General features: G+C 53.4%; 15 protein-coding genes. 7 read left to right on the forward strand and 8 right to left on the reverse strand.

What is annotated here, in order from left to right; genetic code table 11:
• Nucleotides 1-93: 93 nt before the first annotated feature.
• Nucleotides 94-1,116 (forward strand): LacI family DNA-binding transcriptional regulator, encoded by a 1,023-nt coding sequence (locus MKZ15_RS08125; protein WP_193418417.1) that lies wholly within the window; start codon nt 94-96, stop codon nt 1,114-1,116.
• Here MKZ15_RS08125 and MKZ15_RS08130 read toward each other — a convergent pair.
• Both MKZ15_RS08130 and MKZ15_RS08135 read right to left on the reverse strand, forming a co-directional pair.
• Nucleotides 1,098-3,146 (reverse strand): LTA synthase family protein, encoded by a 2,049-nt coding sequence (locus MKZ15_RS08130; RefSeq protein ID WP_339821124.1) that lies wholly within the window; start codon nt 3,144-3,146, stop codon nt 1,098-1,100. The two genes, MKZ15_RS08125 and MKZ15_RS08130, sit on opposite strands and share 19 nt — an antisense overlap.
• Nucleotides 3,147-3,217: 71 nt before the next feature.
• Nucleotides 3,218-4,363, reverse strand: a complete 1,146-nt coding sequence (locus tag MKZ15_RS08135; RefSeq protein WP_155604999.1) for a class I SAM-dependent RNA methyltransferase — start codon at nt 4,361-4,363, stop codon at nt 3,218-3,220.
• A 134-nt stretch (nt 4,364-4,497) separates the two neighbouring features.
• Here MKZ15_RS08135 and MKZ15_RS08140 point away from each other — a divergent pair, with 134 nt between their 5' ends.
• Complete coding sequence (locus tag MKZ15_RS08140; protein WP_193418414.1) at nt 4,498-5,127, forward strand: O-methyltransferase; 630 nt, start codon at nt 4,498-4,500, stop codon at nt 5,125-5,127.
• A 53-nt stretch (nt 5,128-5,180) separates the two neighbouring features.
• Here MKZ15_RS08140 and MKZ15_RS08145 read toward each other — a convergent pair whose 3' ends face one another.
• Both MKZ15_RS08145 and MKZ15_RS08150 read right to left on the reverse strand, forming a co-directional pair.
• Nucleotides 5,181-6,794, reverse strand: coding sequence for a tetronasin resistance protein (locus MKZ15_RS08145; RefSeq protein ID WP_339821126.1), 1,614 nt, complete (start codon nt 6,792-6,794; stop codon nt 5,181-5,183).
• Nucleotides 6,795-6,817: 23 nt separating this feature from the next.
• A complete protein-coding gene (locus MKZ15_RS08150; RefSeq protein WP_339821128.1) occupies nt 6,818-7,699 on the reverse strand; it encodes an ABC transporter ATP-binding protein in 882 nt (293 codons plus the stop codon).
• A gap of 322 nt (nt 7,700-8,021) precedes the next feature.
• On the opposite strand from MKZ15_RS08150, the gene MKZ15_RS08155 reads away from it, so the two are divergent.
• The 3 genes from MKZ15_RS08155 (at nt 8,022) to pfkB (ending at nt 10,442) form a co-directional block, all read left to right on the forward strand.
• A complete protein-coding gene (locus MKZ15_RS08155; protein ID WP_155605003.1) occupies nt 8,022-8,618 on the forward strand; it encodes a TetR/AcrR family transcriptional regulator in 597 nt (198 codons plus the stop codon).
• Between the two features lie 149 nt (nt 8,619-8,767).
• The gene (locus MKZ15_RS08160) at nt 8,768-9,517 is read left to right on the forward strand and encodes a DeoR/GlpR family DNA-binding transcription regulator (RefSeq protein WP_339822349.1); all 750 of its coding nucleotides are present in this window, start codon (nt 8,768-8,770) and stop codon (nt 9,515-9,517) included.
• A 4-nt stretch (nt 9,518-9,521) separates the two neighbouring features.
• A complete protein-coding gene (gene pfkB, locus MKZ15_RS08165; RefSeq protein WP_339821130.1) occupies nt 9,522-10,442 on the forward strand; it encodes a 1-phosphofructokinase in 921 nt (306 codons plus the stop codon).
• A 66-nt stretch (nt 10,443-10,508) separates the two neighbouring features.
• On the opposite strand, the gene MKZ15_RS08170 is transcribed toward pfkB, so the two are convergent.
• Nucleotides 10,509-11,222, reverse strand: coding sequence for a cupin domain-containing protein (locus MKZ15_RS08170; protein ID WP_193418404.1), 714 nt, complete (start codon nt 11,220-11,222; stop codon nt 10,509-10,511).
• A 270-nt stretch (nt 11,223-11,492) separates the two neighbouring features.
• On the opposite strand from MKZ15_RS08170, the gene MKZ15_RS08175 reads away from it, so the two are divergent.
• Nucleotides 11,493-12,815: an amino acid permease gene (locus MKZ15_RS08175; protein WP_339821131.1), complete on the forward strand. Its 1,323-nt coding sequence runs from the start codon at nt 11,493-11,495 to the stop codon at nt 12,813-12,815.
• 42 nt (nt 12,816-12,857) lie between these two features.
• On the opposite strand, the gene MKZ15_RS08180 is transcribed toward MKZ15_RS08175, so the two are convergent.
• The 3 genes from MKZ15_RS08180 to shc form a co-directional block, all read right to left on the reverse strand.
• Nucleotides 12,858-13,358: a GNAT family N-acetyltransferase gene (locus tag MKZ15_RS08180; protein ID WP_193418400.1), complete on the reverse strand. Its 501-nt coding sequence runs from the start codon at nt 13,356-13,358 to the stop codon at nt 12,858-12,860.
• 330 nt (nt 13,359-13,688) lie between these two features.
• Nucleotides 13,689-14,357, reverse strand: coding sequence for a DUF559 domain-containing protein (locus MKZ15_RS08185; RefSeq protein WP_339822352.1), 669 nt, complete (start codon nt 14,355-14,357; stop codon nt 13,689-13,691).
• Nucleotides 14,358-14,636: 279 nt separating this feature from the next.
• On the reverse strand, nt 14,637-16,580 hold the full coding sequence (gene shc, locus MKZ15_RS08190) for a squalene--hopene cyclase (protein ID WP_339821134.1): 1,944 nt from the start codon (nt 16,578-16,580) through the stop codon (nt 14,637-14,639).
• A gap of 168 nt (nt 16,581-16,748) precedes the next feature.
• On the opposite strand from shc, the gene MKZ15_RS08195 reads away from it, so the two are divergent.
• On the forward strand, nt 16,749-17,915 hold the full coding sequence (locus tag MKZ15_RS08195; RefSeq protein WP_213621924.1) for a DHHA1 domain-containing protein: 1,167 nt from the start codon (nt 16,749-16,751) through the stop codon (nt 17,913-17,915).
• The last annotated feature ends 67 nt before the right edge of the window (nt 17,916-17,982 follow it).

Genomic DNA, 17,982 nt, shown 5'->3' on the forward strand with positions numbered 1-17,982 from the left:
TTGTTTGTGTAACCCGTCGATTGATTCAATGAGGGGTTCTATTCTAAAATAGGAGTAAGTGTTGATAGCGATTTCATAGAATGGGATGATCATTTGGCGACAATTTACGATATCGCGGAAAAACTGGGCATCTCCCCGTCAACTGTATCGCGCGCCTTGTCTGGCCGAGGGTACTGTAAGGAAGAAACCCGGAAGCGGGTCATGCAGGCGGCAGAAGAGATGGATTACGCCCCTGACCAATCGGCAAAAATGCTGAAAACGCGGGTGTCCAACAAAGTATTGTTTACAGTTCCGGATATGTGCAATCCTTTTTATTTCGATATGATCCAGGGGATCAACGATGTGCTGGACCCGTACGGTTATTTGCTGATTCTGATGGATACGAAGAATCGGCTTGACGAAGAGAAACGGGCGATCCAACTACTGCGGGAAAAATACGCCGACGGCATGATCATGGTCTCTTTCCATTTTTGCGAGGAAAATATCGATCTGCTGAATCGCCTCCAAGCGCCGGTCGTGCTAACGAACAAATATATTTCGCCGGTTGGAAAGGATCACTTCCATTATGTCTGGGTCGATACGCAGGAGGGGATCAAAGAAGTGGTACGCCACTTCGCGAGTCAAGGCATTCGCCGCATCGGGTATGTAGGAGGCCGTTTGCAAGAACAAACCGGCCGTGAACGCTACGAAGGCTACCGTGATGGACTGCAGGAGGCAAAGCTTTCGCTGCGCGCCGAATGGATTCGAGAAAGCGACTATACCGAGCAAGGTGGATATTTGGCTGGCCTATCCCTGTTCGACGGCAGCCATTTGCTGCCAGAGGCTATTATCTGCGCCAATGACCTGATGGCATACGGCTTCCTGCGGGCCTGTGAAGAGAAACAGATTCGCGTCCCCGAAGACTTGCTACTCGCCGGAATGGATAATTTGAGCCTATCGTCCCGCACTTATCCTAAATTAACTTCGGTATCCCTCCAGGCAGAGGAAATCGGACGGACGGCGGCAGAAATGCTAGTTCGCCGCATGAACGGGTACAACCAGCCCATCGAAAATGTCAAACTGCTCCCTGAGCTGGTTGTCCGCGATTCAAGTGTTTCTCACCGCCTCACCCCTTGATCTTCCTTGCGGAAGTCCGCAATCAGATTGGTAGCGATCACTTCGTCGGAGATCCGCAGGCGCTTCATGGCTTCCTCGTGGGGAGCCCGGCACGGTTCGATCTCGGCAGGCGTACGGCTGGACAAATCGTAACAGGTGCCGTTCGTGAACAGGTTGTCGGCGGACGGAATGTAGTACAGCTTGCCGTCCGTAAAGGCGCCGGAACGCAGAACGACCAGACGGTCCGCTGGGCGGTCGGGCCCGGTGGAGGCAAACAGGTTATTGCCCATCATGTAGTAGGAATCCGTGGCAATGCCCAGCAAATGCAGCAGCGACGGCGTCAGATCAAGCTGTCCGGCGGGTTCCGGATAGACGCCGGCATGTCCACCGTCAGGCAGATGAATGAGCAATGGCACCTGACTCATGATCTGGTGCATGTCTAAATCGCTCAGCGTTTTGCCAAGGAACTGCTCATACCCCGCTTTGTCGGTGATCGAATTGTCATGGTCCCCGTAAAATGCCAAGATCGTACGATCCCACAGTCCTTCCCGCTTCAAGCCCTCTACGAACTCTCCAAGCGCCGCGTCCACGTAATGCACGGCTTGCAAATAATCACCGAAGATCGTGCCTTTAAACTCGCCGGTGTCCAGCTCCTGTATGGAGGCCGGCAGCGAATATGGATGATGGCTGGATAATGTGATCAGGAAGGAATAAAAGGGCTGCTTCTCCTGAGACATCACCTCTAACGACTGCCGAAAAAAAGATTTGTCCCCCAACGACCAGCCCAGGGGTTCGTCCAGCTGGAAGTCTTTTTTACTGTAGAACCGGTCATACCCCATCGCTTGATACATATTGTTGCGATTCCAGAAGCTGCCTTCATACGCATGATAAGCCTCAGCCGTATAACCGGCTTGCGACTTCAGAATCTGCGGGAGCATGTCGAACGCATGATTCGGGTAACGGACCGCGACCGACCCCGTCGGCAGGGGGTGCAGCGAGCTATTCGAGGAGAAGTCTGCATCCGAAGTTCGTCCTTGACCCGTTTGATGATAGTAGTTCGAGAAATATAAGCTTTCGTCCATCAGTTTGTTGAAATTCGGCGTGATTTCTTGGCCGCCGATTGTTTTACCGATCGTGAAATTCATGAAGGCCTCGGCCTGAATGACAATGACATTGCTCCCAGCATATGCCCCAAACAGGTCATTGTCCGATTGGCGGCGTTGGCTGGCCTCGTTAAACCACTGACGGATTTCGTCCCGCTCCTCGGCGTTGACCTGTTGTCCGCTTCCGAGATGTTCCTTGAGGTAGCGGCTGGCGTCATAATAGTGAAATCCAAGCAAGCCGGTCACGTTGTATAAGGAGACGTTCCACCAGTTGTTTTCGAACAACCCGACGGCCCAGGTCTGAGTATAGAAACGAATCGGTCCCATCGTCAAAACAAAGCCGAGCAGAAAGACGCCAATCCCGGAAAAAAGGCGTCCGAACCGGCGTCCGCCGCTTCTCCGGCTTCCCGAACCGAAGGAAACGGGGGAGAAGGAGGCTCCGCCAAAGCCGTGACTGGAGGTCCGGCCCCCCAACGAGCCGTGAAGCCGGCTCTCGCGAAGGCCGCTGCCCCCACGCATGAACCGAAGCGCGAGCATCAGTAAGGCCCAAACGACCCAATCGGCGATGAGCCATAAATCGGCGGGGGAGATCAACTCTCGGATGCTGCCGCCGAGTTCCCCGACTTGTCCGGCTTGCAGCAACACGGGTACCGTCAAAAAATCGCCGAAATACCGATAGTAGACCAAATCGGCGAAGATTAGCACGGTGAGCAGCACGTTCAATATGCCTAAAGCGACCTCTCTTCCACGCGGGGGGAGCCATAAGGTCCAGAACGATACGAGCATAATCGAACCGATGGCTATCAGATCGTCCAGCAGGTTCATGTCAATATAACGGGCGTGCAGGTTACCATGAAGAACGTAGAGTTTCATGAAGACCGCGGCGATAAACCAAATATAGACGAAAAAGCGGCTGCCGAGGCCGCGATTCGAGGTCAGACGCAGCATGACGTAGTGTCAGCTCCTTTCCTTGCTTGCGGTTGCATGTATAAAAAAAGGGAGAGACCCTCCCTCCACGTTTAATGGCGCGGAGGAAGGGGCCCGAGGTACTGCAAATATTGGCATTCGATACGCCCGTTAAACAGCTTGCGGCGCTTGTCCGCTTTGCGCTGGAAATCGTGCTCGAACTGCTTGGTCGGAGTGAGCGCGAAGAAGGACCATGTCGGCAACCCGGCCATAACTCTCCCAAGCTGGGCGATCAGCTTGCGCACTTCCTTCTCTTCGCCAATCCGCTCCCCGTAGGGCGGATTCGTCATCATCACGCCGTAATCGCCTTCCGGCTGGACCCTCACCGCAGGCAGGCAAGCGAACTTGATTTCGTTCGCTAACCCGGCGCTCTTAGCAGCGGCTTTGGCGATCTCGATCGCCTCCGGATCGATATCGCTGCCGGTAATGTTCAGCGGCACGTCGTCCCGCACCGCGTCGATCGCCTCGTCGCGCGCCTGCTGCCACAGCTCCTCCGGCACGACCGGCCAGCGCTCAGAGTTGAACGTACGCCGCAGGCCCGGCGCGATGTTCCAGGCGATCATCGCCGCCTCGATCGGCAGCGTGCCCGATCCGCAGCAGGGATCGTAGAACGGACGCGCCGGGTTTTGGTTCCAACGGCTCAGCAGGATCATCGCCGCCGCCATCGTCTCCTTCAGCGGCGCTTCCGTCGCGTGCTTGCGGTAGCCGCGTTTGTGCAGCGCCGGGCCGGTGGTGTCGAGCGTCAACAACGCTTTGTCGTTCAGTAAAATCACTTCAATTACGTAACGCGGTCCGGTTTCTTCAAACCACTCCGTATGATACGCTTGCTGCAGCTTGTCGACGATCGCCTTCTTGACGATCCCCTGGCAAGCCGGTACGCTGCTGAGTTGCGATTTGTGGGAACGGCCTTCCACGGGGAATTCCCCGTCAACCGGAATAAAGTCCTGCCAAGGCAGCGCTTTGGTGCCCTCGAACAGCTCATCAAACGTAACAGCGGTAAACTCGCCCATTTTGATGAGCACCCGGTCGGAAGTTCTCAGCCACAAGTTGCATCGGCAGATGTCGATCAGATCCCCGGTAAAATGAACCCTCCCGTTTTCCACGACCGTGTCTTCATAACCCAATTCTTTTAATTCGCGCGCCACCACGGCTTCCAGGCCCATTGGGGCGGTTGCGATCAATTGCAAAGGTCCAGCCATAATTACGTCAATCACTCCAGCTTCGCATAGACTTGTGAGAATAACGGAAAAACCATACAATTCAGTATAGGCCAATGTTCTGTAAGTTACAAACGGTTCTTATCAAGGAATGAACGGATGAAAGGAAGATCGAGATGCTGACACCGGAACAATACGGTGATGAACTATATGCCAAGGACGAGGTGCTGGAGCGGGTGACCCAATCCATCGCGGACAGCGGGATGCGGGACGTGTCGATCGCACCGGGGTACGGTCGGCTGCTGACGCTGCTGGTCAAGCTGGCCGGTGCCAAAGCCGTGCTGGAAATCGGTGCGTTGGGTGGGTATAGCGGCATTTGTCTGGCGCGGGGATTGCCTGCGGACGGGCGGCTCCTGTCGCTGGAGTTGAAGGAGGAGAACGCCGAGCTGGCTCGGGCCAACTTGCACGAAGCCGGATTTGAGCAGGTTGCGGGGTACATGGTTGGACCTGCGCTCGATAGTTTGCAGACCCTGGAGCAGCGGGGGGAACGGTTTGATTTCTTTTTTATCGATGCGGACAAGGAAAATTACCCGAACTATCTCGAATACGCCATCAAACTGGCGAATCCGGGAGCGCTGATTGCCGGCGACAATATCCTGCTGCGCGGACGGACCCTGAACGAGGACAAAAACGGGCCGTCGGTACAGGCGATGCGCAGGTTCAACGAGACGATCGCCCGGGACGAGCGGCTGATTAGCACGCTGCTGCCGGCGTATGACGGACTGGCGCTGGCGATGGTGAAATAAAGAAAGACGGGCCATTTGACAAGAATCAAGTGACCCGTCTTATTTTTTGACGGCTATGCTCCTTCAACCATATCCCGCTTACGGTATCCCAAATAGCCAACTCCCATCATGGCAATGCTGATTGCCGAGAGCGAAATAAAGGTTGCCGCATCGAACGGATCTACCGGCATCCGAGGGATCCAGCTTTGGACCGCGGTTTTCGAGAACCATTCCGGCAAATCCAAAATGCCGCCAAAGTAGTTTAAAGCAAAGGAATAACCAAGATAAGCATAAACGGCTTTGCCAAGTCTTGGCGCCCAACCTAAAGCCAAAGCGGCAAGTCCGGTAAAGAACAACACGGATGGCAGGAAATTATAGCTTGAGGCAAAGAAATCTCCCATATCCATCGTTGAGCTGTCGCCCATGGCAGAAATGGCCGTTCCGCCAAGTCCGCTTGTAGCCAGCAAAATGCCAATGATTCCGGCAACGATGGCCAAAATGACATTCGTCCAATAGAGCTTAGCCCGCGTCACTTTTGTCGCATAAAGTTGGCTTAAATGCAGCCGCGATTCCTCCGCGAAAAGTTTGTTCACGATGGCAATCGGCAAAATGGAAACCAATCCGATCATGACCATCATAATGGTCCCGGTGAAGGCTTCTTCGATGGAAACGCCGGAAATCGTAAACATTTGGCTCATGATTTCATTGCTTTCAAGGAAGGTCTGCATATCTCCGTAAATCGAACCATAAGCTGCGCCCATGACGACGAAAGCAATCAGCCAACTGATCATTACGCCTTTGTTCAGCTTGGTAAACAAGCCAGGGACGGACAGCAATGATTTTTTTGCTGACTCCCGACCTTCACGTTCGGGTAAATAACCGGCCCCCATATCCCGACGGCCTTCAAGGACAAAAGCGATGATCACGACAATGATGCTGAAGGCCACGGCCAAAATGAGAGGTACCCAATTGTTCTCCGTAAATGGATAAGTCAGATAAGTCCAACCCATCGGATTGATCATAGAGAAGTCGGCGTTCGACACATCCGTTCCGGCTCGAAAAATATAAAGTAAGCCTACAATCCCGAGCGATGCTCCCGTTGCGGCGGATGAGGTCGGCATAATTTGCGCCATAACCAAGGCAATCACCGCCCCCAGGATCCCTGCCATCCCAATGGATGCGCCAAACAAAAAGGATCCTCCGGCCGAGATCGTGTCTACGCCAAAGCTGGTCATGATTCCGCCAATGACGAGAGCTAGTAATATATTAATGATGACGACTTCGGAAGTCACCGCAAAAGAATTGGCTTGTCGACCTACTCGGAAGGAGCGGACAAGCTCCGTAAGTCCCAAATCCTCCTCTTTGCGCGTGTGGCTTACCACATGCAAAGCGGCGATAATCATCGCGAACAAACCGCAGAATAACAACATTTCGTGCGCATACATGGCACCTAAAGTGTAATCCGCCGCGGTCTCAACCGGTGTCGGACCAACCATAGAAATCATCGCCGGATTTTGTAAGGTCTCGTACATTCCCTGCAAGCCTTGCCCTTTTCCGATTTCTTCAAAAGCCGGGATATAAGCAGCCGAAAACAAGCCTAACCCCAAAATCCAGACCCCGATTTTTTTCCAATCCCGTTTCAAATATTGAATAAATAAGGTGTCCCAACGTGCAAATTTCTCCTGCATGATCGTATCCTCCGTTCCCGCTCTTAGACTTCGTAATGACGCATGAATAAGTCTTCAAGCGTAGGCGGCACCGATTCGAACTTCTTGACGCCCAATTTTGCCGCTTCGGACAAAATATCATTGATAAATGCATTATCCGCAGAGAAGGTCGCTTGATTCCCGGTTTGCTTGAAATCATGGACCCCATTAACGGAAGCCATCCGGGCCAAATCGCCTTCGGTTACCATCGTGACCGTAGAACGGGTTAAGTGACGCAATTCGTCCAATGTTCCGGTTTCAACCACTTTGCCTTGGCGGATGATCACGACTTTATCGGCCAGACGTTCCACTTCGCTCAATATATGAGAGGACAGCAAGATGGCTTTTCCCGCATGTTTGATTTTCTCGACTTCTTCTTGGAAGACTGCTTCCATCAACGGATCCAAACCGGAAGTCGGTTCATCGAAAATATACAAATTGGAATCGACGGACAAAGCCGCAATCAAGCCAACTTTTTGCCGGTTCCCTTTGGAATAGCCCTTTGCCTTCTTCTTAGGATCCAACTCAAAACGCTTAATCAAATAATCGCGCTTATTTTTGTCTCCGCCGCCGTGCAATTTAATAAATAAATCGATGATTTCGCCGCCGGTGAGGCTGCCCCAAAGAGCCACATCTCCCGGAACATAAGAAATTCGTTTATGAATCTCGAGGCTATCGTTCCAAACATCTTTGCCAAAGATGCTAGCCTCTCCGGCGTCCCGATTAATGATGCCAAGCAAAGTGCGAATCGTGGTTGATTTCCCCGCACCGTTTGGCCCGATAAAGCCGACGACCTCCCCGGCGTTTACCGTGAACGACACGTCACGTAAAGCTTTGAATTTCCCGAATTTTTTTTGTAAACCCTGCACTTTTACAATTTCCGTCATAGCACTAAAACTCCCTCTTCACAGTTTTAGTAACGTGCTTTCCAGTTTAAATACCAAGGATAACTTCGAATAATAAAGAACTAATAATGTGATAATAGTTCATATAATTGCGATAATCCCCCTTGTTTTAAACCAAAGTTCATTTACAGATTCAGTTATAAGCCTTTTTATCTACCCAGTCAATTTAAAAAAACGAAATTTAGAACTATGGTTTGTTTGATGATTCATAATATTCGGTATATACTTAATAAGTAGGAAAATTATGAACTAAGAAGACCATAAATATTTTTAATTCAACACGGTTGGAAAGCAGGAATGAGAAATGAACGGTTTTGAAAAGAGGACCCAAAAGAAGAAAAAGCAAGTTTTGGAAGCGGCGTTTAACTTAATGAACTCCGATGACGGGATTGAAAATCTAACGATGGATGAGATCGCGAAACAATCCAATGTCGGTAAAACGACGGTTTTTAAGTATTTTGGAAGCAAAGAAAACTTGATCCACGAGGTTTTTACGTATTTTTTAACCCGAATGGGGGATGCGGCCCGAGCCATCATGGCCGAAAACAAGCCCTTCGAAGAAACAATCATTGCTATGAGCCTGAACAAAATCAATTATTTAGATAAAATCAATAAGCAATTTTATGTGGATTTAATGGATTATTTTACGAAGAAGGATGATGACGGCTTATCGTTGATCATGCAGCAATATGTCAAGGAGAGCTATAGCATGATGCTGGATTTATTCCATCGCGGGCGTAAAGAAGGCAAGGTGGATCTGAAATATTCGGATGAATTTTTGCTGATTTACTTCCAAGCTTTGGTTGAAGGGATATCCAGCCCGCATATCTACTCGAAGATTCTCCCTTATACCGCCCAATGGACGGAACTGCTGGTCAAAGGCATTGCGCCAAGTCAATAGAATTGAAGAAGATGACTCTGTTCTGAATTGAACAGGGTTCTTTTTTCATGCTATGACAAGTTGAATGATTGAAAATGATCGATTATGAATGTATTTGATTGATATTTGCGGAAATTATGATACGATGTTTTTAGTTAGGAGGGGGAATGATGCTAAACGAAGAGAGATATCGCCGGATTCTGCGGCTGCTGCAGGAGAAGGGCATCGTCAAGCTCCAGGAGCTTTGCACGATGCTTGAGGCGTCCGAATCTACCGTGAGGCGCGATTTGCAGGATCTGGAGGAGCGAGGCCAGCTCCGGAGAGTCCATGGCGGCGCGGCGTTGCCAGCATTGTCCGGGGGGCTTGAGCCGGGAATGGCGGAGAAATCAGCCGTAAACCTCCCCCAAAAGCAAAAGATTGCCGAGATGGCGTCCGGTTTTGTACGAAGCGGAGAGGCGATTTATTTAGATGCCGGAACGACGACATTGGCAATGATCCCTTATCTGAAAGAGAAATCTATCACCGTCGTGACGAACGGCTTGCCACAGGCGGATGCGCTGCTGGAGGCCGATATTCCAAGCTATTTGCTCGGCGGTTTAGCCAAGAAACGCACGAAAGCGCTGGTCGGCAGCTTGGCCTTGGATAACCTGGGAGGGTTCCGTTTTGACCGGTGTTTTCTCGGGGCGAACGGAGTTCATCCTGATGCGGGTTACACGACGCCGGACCCAGAGGAAGCAGCTTTGAAACGCCGTGCGAGTGAGCTCTCCTCGCTAACCTATGTGCTTGCCGATTCCAGTAAAATCGGGCACGTCGCCTTCTCCAAGATCATGGAACTGGATAAGGCGGCACTCATCGCGGAGCAAGTTCCGGAACGTTGGCGCAAGCCGATCGCGGAAATGACAAACCTTATCGGAGGGTAAACACATGAGGATATATACCGTCACCCTAAATCCTTCCATCGACTATATCGTGGAAGTAGACGGCCTGCAGCTTGGCGGATTGAATCGCATGACTCGAGACCTGAAGTTACCCGGCGGGAAAGGCATTAATGTCTCGCGCGTTCTGAAGCGACTTGGGGCGGACACGACCGCCATGGGGTTTCTCGGCGGATTCACCGGTGATTTCATTGAGGAATTTCTGCGGGATGAGGCGATTAACGCCGATTTTGTACGCATCGACGACGGAGATACCCGGATAAATATCAAGCTCAAGCATGGCGAGGAAACGGAGATTAACGGCGGGGGCCCGGCCATTACGGGAGAAGAAGCCAATGCCTTGGTGGAGAAGCTGTCCCTCCTCAGGAAAGGCGACCTCGTTATCTTGGCCGGCAGCCTGCCTCCGTCGCTTCCCGGCGATTTCTATGAGCAGTTGATCCGTAGATGCCGGTTGCAAGGAGCCGAATTCGTCATCGACACCACGGGCGAACCGCTGCGCCGGGCGTTGGCGTATCAGCCGCTGCTCGCAAAGCCGAACCATCATGAACTAGCCGAGCTGTTTGGCGTGGTTATAGAAACACGAGAACAGCTAATTACTTACGGTCGCCGGTTGCTTGAAGAAGGAGCGCAGCACGTATTAATTTCGATGGCTGGTGAAGGGGCTCTGTTAATCACCGGCGACGAGGTTTATCATGCGAATGTTCCGCCGGGCAAGGTGCGCAACTCCGTGGGCGCCGGCGATTCGATGATCGCCGGCTTCTCGGGAACGCTTGCCATGGGGGGAGACCTGATGGAGGCGTTCCGCGCCGGCGTCGCTTCGGGAAGCGCAACCGCCTTCTCCGACGATTTGGCTGAGCGTGTGCTGATTGATGAATTGCGGGCGAGGGTGAGCATTGTTAAAGTCGAATAAGGAAAAAAATCAAGAACCCCAATCCGAGCTTGGGGTTCTTTCGATTTCCTCAGCTACTTCTTATCTTCAAGGTCCATCGTGGTATAAATGGGCCCAACCGTTTCCGATGACCTGCGGGCGGCGGGGATTGCCATCGCTCTGTTGATATGGCCGAAGCCCATAACCTTGGTTATAGGGAGGATGAGGGGGATGCGGCGGATAAGCCTGCTGTTGCGGATTAGGGAAAGGGGCTGGTTGGTTTTCCTGATGACAGCCCCGCGGCGGGCCGATGATCACCGTTTGATTAAGCGGAGCGAACGCTTCCCGGACCTTGTCGACATCCAGGCAATAGGTATGCGCGAACGCTTCGGGCGGAGTCAGCCGCAGCATATCGGACGCGGGGATAATTTCAGGAATCGGCTGATCGAAAATCGCCAGAAAACGCGTTCCGTCCATGGTCGCGGTATCGTAGTGCCACCACCCCTGCGGGATGCTTGTCGCCTGACCGGGACGGTTCGGATAATGCCGCAGCTCTTTGGTGAACGGGTTGATGATCGAGACGACGACTTCCCCCGACAGGCAGTACACAAGCTCGGAGGCGTTTTGGTGAATATGCATTTCGATGACATTGCCTTTGTCCAGGTATGTGTCCAGAAACGACATATTGCCGAGCGTATTTAACTGATGGATGGACAATTCGTTGATGAAGTTGCGTTGGTCCTTTCTGACCGTCGTGTTCCGGTTGACGTCGAACGAGAACTGTGCGTTGGGTGATGTGAAATCCATGTAAGAAACCGCCATGGTTGTTCCCTGCCTTTCCTACGTATAGGCGCTATCACTTCTACTGATATTTATGTTCGGCTTTGAAATTATATGTACGGGATGGAGCAGGGGATTAGCACAGGTTCACGAGATAGAGCGGAAGTCCTCAAACTTCATGCGATTGTGTTCCTTTTTTCACAAAAAATCGATTGCTTAAGGAAAGGCCGGTACAGTATAATGATGCGGTAATTTGCGGACCAGCTTCCCATTTACGAAAATACGACAACCAAAAGGAATTGAGAACGACCTATGAAATCAATCGAACAAGAACGGCAAGAACACCGGCCTATCCGTAAAACGGTGAATTTCGTCGAAGCCCTTGCCATCGTTGTCGGCGTCATTATCGGATCTGGGATCTTCCTGAAACCGGGGATCGTGTTAACCCATGCCGGATCTCCCTGGATGAGTCTGTTGGCTTGGGTGACGGGGGGCATCATCACGTTGGCTTCGGCCTTATCCGTCGCCGAAATCGCCTCCGCAATTCCCAAATCCGGCGGTTTGTATACGTATCTTGGCGAACTATACGGTAATACGGTGGGCTTCTTGCTGGGGTGGGTGCAAACGGTGATTTCCTATCCTGCGTCCGTGGCGGCTTTAGCCATCGCGTTCGCCTCGTATTCCGGGTATTTTATCCCGATGAACGGGTTCGAGCAAAAGCTGCTCGCCGTGGCAATCCTTGCTTTTATCCTAGCGATGAACGTGGTCTCCACCAAATATGGCGGCGTCATTCAAACGCTGGCTACGGTTGGCAAATTGATCCCGATCGTCGGCATCATCGGCTTTGGCCTGTTCACCGGCTCGTCGCCGGGATTCTCGGGGGTGCATGGGGCTGCTACCGGCGCGGGCTTTGGCGTAGCAGTTTTGGGGACGTTGTGGGCATACGACGGCTGGATCGGCGTGACCAACATGGCGGGAGAAATCAAAAATCCGGCAAAAACGCTGCCCAAAGTGATCTCCATCGGCGTGATTTTCGTTATCTGCGTGTATGTGTTGGTTAACCTGGCGATATTTCAAATCTTGCCTTATGACGCGATCGTCAGCTCCAAAGCTCCCGGCGCGGATGCGGCCGAAGCTTTGTTCGGCAGCGGCGGGGGAATGTTCATCACCGTGGGGATCATCGTCTCCGTGCTTGGCGCGCTAAACGGATACCTGATGACGGCGGCGCGGGTTCCGCAGGCTATGGGCGAGAAAGGAGAAATTCCTTTTTCCGCGGTGTTCCGCAAAATCCATCCGAAGTTTCAGACGCCGGCCAATGCGTTGATTTTTCAAGGAGTGCTGGCAGTCGTTTATATCTTCTCTGGGACGTTTGATACGTTAACCGACCTGCTGATCTTCGTGTTGTGGATTTTCTTTACGATGGGCGTGTTTGGCGTGTTTCTGCTGCGGAGGAATGTATCCTCCCCGAAAGGGCAGTATCGCGTGCCGCTGTTCCCTGTGACGCCGCTAGTTGGGATCGTAGGCGGGATATATATCCTGGGGAGCACGATCATTAGCAGCCCGCTCCAATCCTTGATCGGGATTGGGATCACGCTGATCGGACTGCCGATCTACTCCTATATGAAGCGGAAATAGGCGGTTCGCTAGACGAAAACAGGCTTGCCGATGGGCGCCGGCTTAATGGCCGGCGCCCGTTATGTATTGATAGAAATGGACGTCCCACCATTTCCCGAATTTGCGTCCCACTTCTTTGAAACAACCGATGTATTCAAAGCCGAACTTCTCGTGCAGCTTGCGGCTGGCTTCGTTGCCGCCGACCACCCCGCTGATGACGGTGTGATAGCCAAGCGCTGCTGCGCGTTGCAAAATGTCGGCGGTTAGGGCGGAGCCGATGCCTTGGCCGCGGAACTCGGCGGCGAGATACACCGAAAGCTCGGCTGAATGGGCATATGCCGGTTTCGCCCGGAACGGGCTCAGGCAGCAATAACCGGCCACTTTCCCTTGCACCGTCGCCACGATCAGCGGAAACCGCCCGCCGTGGTTGTCGAACCAGACCCTCCGTTGCTTTAGCGTCTGTGCTTCCAAGTCAAACGTGGCCGCGGAGTTCAGCACCGACTCGTTATAAATGGCCAGTAGGTCCGGCAAATCCTCCAGTACAGCCTCTCTGATTTCGGTCACGATGTTTCCCTCTTCCTTCCCTAAAGATAAGTGTAAGGCAACCCTTTATCGTCACAATCATCATATCACTATGATGAGGGGGTGCCTATGTATATGTACTCTTTAGGATAACTCCCAAAAAAGCAGCAAAAGTGCAGGCTTTTTCATCGGAATTACCGATTTAGGGCGAAAACCTGCAAAAGTGCAGGAATTTTACCTCGGAAAGGCTAATATCGCGGTAATCACCACAAAAAACTGTATATTTGCAGACATTTGCTCGATTTGAAGAAAAGGCGCTCAAAAAACTGTATTTATGCAGGTTTTTCTTTGCCGGTGTAGGCCCTTCCCCCCTCAAAACCAATAAACGGCGTCGTTATGCAACTCGTATTTTACGACGTGTTTGCCTTCCGCACCTGAAACTGCGGTCAAAACTCCCTTAGCCTTTAACGATAGCAGAGTACGGACGGCGGTCCGATGGTTAAGGGACAGGTGGGTCTCTACGTCCACGGGACGCAGCGGCCGGGCCAGCATGCATGCAAGTCGCAAGATCTCCCGTTCTTGAATCGATTGGGCATCCGCTGGGGAATTCGCCGGCAAATACCGATTGAGCACCATGCGCAGCAAGGTGATGCACAATTCCGGCCGGTTCGCGACGTCATCGTAGGCGAAACAAATCACCTGAAACCCCATCGCGGTCAGAAAAGTTTCCCGATTTAGCTCGTTGCAGTATTTTTGCCTGTCCATGTCCCTGACGTGCGGACCAAACCCTTTGATCTCGATGACCAGCTTCACGGGTCCAGCCAACCATACGAAATCGCAAAAATAAGAGTGCCCTCGCCAATCTACAACCTCATACTCCGGATGCAGGCGATCGAAATTCCCTTGCACCTCCCACCAAACTTTCCGGCAGAATAACTTCTCCGCCTCCCGGTGACCGCGCTCCAGACGCCCTCTGCGCTCTCCCGTCCTCGACTGTAGATGCGCCTGCATAAATGCGGCATGAGCTTTTTCAAACGCCATCTCTGAAACCATGGACCCATCCCTCCCAAAAAATAAGAAAACGCCCCGGTTCCAAATGCATGGATCGGGACGTTCTTCGTCTTAGGTCCATTATACATCGCGTGATGCGGTTTGAACATATCGCAGAACAGCTACCGGAAACTATTGGCAAAACTAGAAGTCTCCCCGATCGACGTCGTGGACCATGCGGTCGTAAGGTCGGGGGGACGACACCGGATCCCCCGCGGATCGCGGCCTGAACGTCCCGGTGCTCCGCAAAATAACAGGAGCGGGCGGACGTCAGCCGATCGGATCATCCGCCGATTCGTCCCCATATTTTTTCGCATAATGCGAGAGCGCCAGAAGCGGCCAGATATACCGGTAACTATGATAGTGAACGTAAAAATACCCCGGCAGCCCGGCCCCGGTCGGATAGGAGGCGGGCCAGCCGTCTTCGTGCAGCAGTTCGATCAGACGGGCGGCGCCGCGTTCGAGTTCGGGCGTTGGCCGGTCATGCACCGAGATCAGCGCATCTAGCGCCCAAGCCGTCTGCGAGGGCGTACTGGCGCGGAGCGGCACGTATCGCTTCGCTTGATCGCTGCGGCAGGATTCCCCCCAGCCGCCGTCGGCGTTCTGGATATTTCGCAGCCATTCGGCGCTATTCGCGATGGACGGATGGTCGGCGGGCATGCCTACCGCCATTAATCCCGTTAATGCCGCCCAGGTACCGTAAATGTAGCAGATCCCCCATCGACCGTACCAGGACCCGTCCTCCTGTTGATGGCTTAGCAGCCAGTCTGCCCCACGCGCGACCCAATCGTGACGTACGCCCAACTTGGCGAAATTCCCCAGGTACTCCAGCGTCCGGCCGGTCAGGTCCGCTTCCGATGGATCGGTGGCCGCCGATTTCGCCCCTTCGATGGCCAGCCAGGTAAGCATGACCTTATCGGTATTTTTTTCGAAAGCCGGCCAGCCGCCGTCGGCGTTTTGCATCGACCAGACCCAATTCAGCCCGCGGTTCCACGCGTCGAGGGTAGCGGGATCGTCAGCGTGCAAGGCGTGGAGGGCGCGCAGGACGGCCGTGGTGTCGTCGACGTCGGGGACGAATGTATTCGTCTCCGAGAACCCCCAGCCCCCGGGTACGGTGCCCGGATTATGAATCTGCCAATCGCCCGGTTTTCGATGCTGACGTTCCCTTAAATAATCGGCGGCCCGGCGAACGGCCGGATGGGAAGGCGGGGTCCCTGCTTCCTGCAAGGCATAGGAGATCAGCGCGGTATCCCAGACCGTGGAAGGGGAGTTCTGGATTGTGGCATAACCGCTTTCGCCAAGGCCGTCGCCGTCCAACATAAACTTCATATTGGCTAAACCCTCGACGGCACGTTGGATGACCGGGTGCTGCGGCTCATAACCAAGCGCCAGCAAAGCAAAAACCATCAGCACCGTGCAGCTGGCATAGGTGTATAGCGTTCCGTCGTTTTCGATCCTTTCGAGCAAATATTGCTCGGCTTTATGGATCGCGGCCTGACGAATGCGCCGCGGCGTACCGACCAAATGGCCCAACGCCGATTGGAACTGCTCAAGCGGTTCCCGGCTCTCGCGGGACAACGGCAGCGCCTCTTCTTCCGGACCGCGGTCGTCCGAGAACAGCTCGCTCAAATCGGGCGTCCGCATGGACCTGGCGCGAAAGTTCCGCTCGGCCATGATCAGCAGCGGAACAAGATGAACCCGCGAGTAACCGGAGAAATCATAGAAGTTCAGCGGAAACGACTCGGGCAACAACAGGATTTCGATCGGGATCAGCGACAAGGACGAGGGCCAGGCCCTCTGCCCGGTGGCTGCCAGGATCGCTTTTGTAAGCAGGCTGTTCGCCTGCCCGATGCCGCCGCGTTCCAAGATGTAACGCTTCGCCTTTTGCAGCGCTTCGTCCTCCGACCGGCTGTACCCGGAGAACAGCAGGGCATAATACGCCTCAACCGTGGCGGACAGGTGGCCTTCATCGTCGTCGCGGTACCATCGCCAGCAGCCTTCCGGCTGCTGGGCGGCCAAGATGCGGTCGTGCAGCTGCCGGATCAGCTCCTCCCGGTCCGCATTTAACGTGCGAAACAGAATAATCGTGCATGCATCAAGGGTGATGCCGTTTTCGAAGCAAAACCGCCAAGTGCCATCCGATTCCTGCCGCTGAATCAGTTCCTCAGACAATCGGTGAATCTCTCTCCGAATATCGGCGATGTTGTACGCCATCCTTGCTCCCTCCTTGTCACCTCACCCCATTATATGAGAGGAGGAAGAGAGCCATGTGCGGCAACTCAGTAACGATGGTGCGAAGTACCCCCGAGTTCAGGTATAGTAAAGGGAAGAAATGGACTTCTACTGAGATTAAGGAAAGATACAAAGAGAGGGAAGTTAGCAATGACGACAAGACTCTATTTTGACGATGCTTATTTGACCTGTTGGACAACCCGCGTCAAAGACAAGATGGAACGGGAGGACGGCGTTTACGTCGTGTTGGAAGAAAGCGCCTTTTACCCGCACGGGGGAGGGCAACCGAACGATACGGGGCGAATTGAAGGCATTCCCGTACTTGACGTGATCAGTGAAGGCGATGAAGTGCTGCATAAGGTAGAGCGATTCCCGGGAGAGGGGGAGGTCCGCTGTGAAATCGACTGGGACCGCCGGTTTGATCACATGCAGCAGCATAGCGGGCAACACCTGTTGTCGGCCGTATGCTTAGAGCATGGGGCGATGACGCTAAGCTTCCATCTCGGCGAGGACTACTGCACGATTGACGTAGATCGGACGGAGGTATCGACAGAGCAGCTTGCTGCCATCGAACACGAGGCGAACCGTCATATCTATATGAATCATAAGATTTCCGGCTACTTTGTCACTGAAGAAGAAGCCTCGCGGCTGCCTCTGGTAAAACCGCCGAAGGCGGTAGACCGCGTCCGTATCGTCGAGATGGAGGGCGTGGAATACAACGGTTGCGGAGGAACGCACGTCGCGGCGACCGGCGCGATCGGGATGATTAAGCTGCTGAAGACCGAGAAGCAGAAGGGCCATGTACGGATCTTTTTCAAATGCGGGTACCGGGCTTTAAACGAGTTTCGGGAGCAGCAACAAGTGCTTGGGGCGGTGACCTCCAGATTGAAAACAGGCCGGGACGGCATCCTGGAGCGTCTGGACAAATGGGAGGACGAGCAGAAGGGGCTGCAATCCGAATTGGACGCATTACAAGAAGCTATGGACGAGATTACGGTAGGCCAGCTGTTGGCCAAGCAGGAAGTCGGGCGGATCGCTCACATTTTTGCGGACAAGACGTTAAGAGAGCTGCAGAACCTGGCGCAGAAGCTCACCGCGCAATGTGACGCGGCAGTGTTGCTGGCGACCGAATCCGAGCACAAGGTGGTGCTGGCTCAGAACGGCAGCCATTCGGTGTCCTGTGGCGCATTCTTCAAGGAGCATCTGGCCGCATATGGCGGAAAAGGCGGCGGCAGCGACAAGCTGGCGCAGGCCGGCTTCGGTAGTCGGCCCGAGGCGCTGGCTTTTTACGAGTTTGCCAAACAAGCGTTGTTATAGGGAGAATTGCCGCTGTCAGTGCGGGAACTCTCGTATTAGTCCGATAAAACGATGAGCCGCTGGAGAC

Source organism: Paenibacillus sp. FSL R7-0216 (assembly GCF_037969915.1).
In the GTDB taxonomy this organism is placed as follows: domain Bacteria; phylum Bacillota; class Bacilli; order Paenibacillales; family Paenibacillaceae; genus Fontibacillus; species Fontibacillus rhizolycopersici.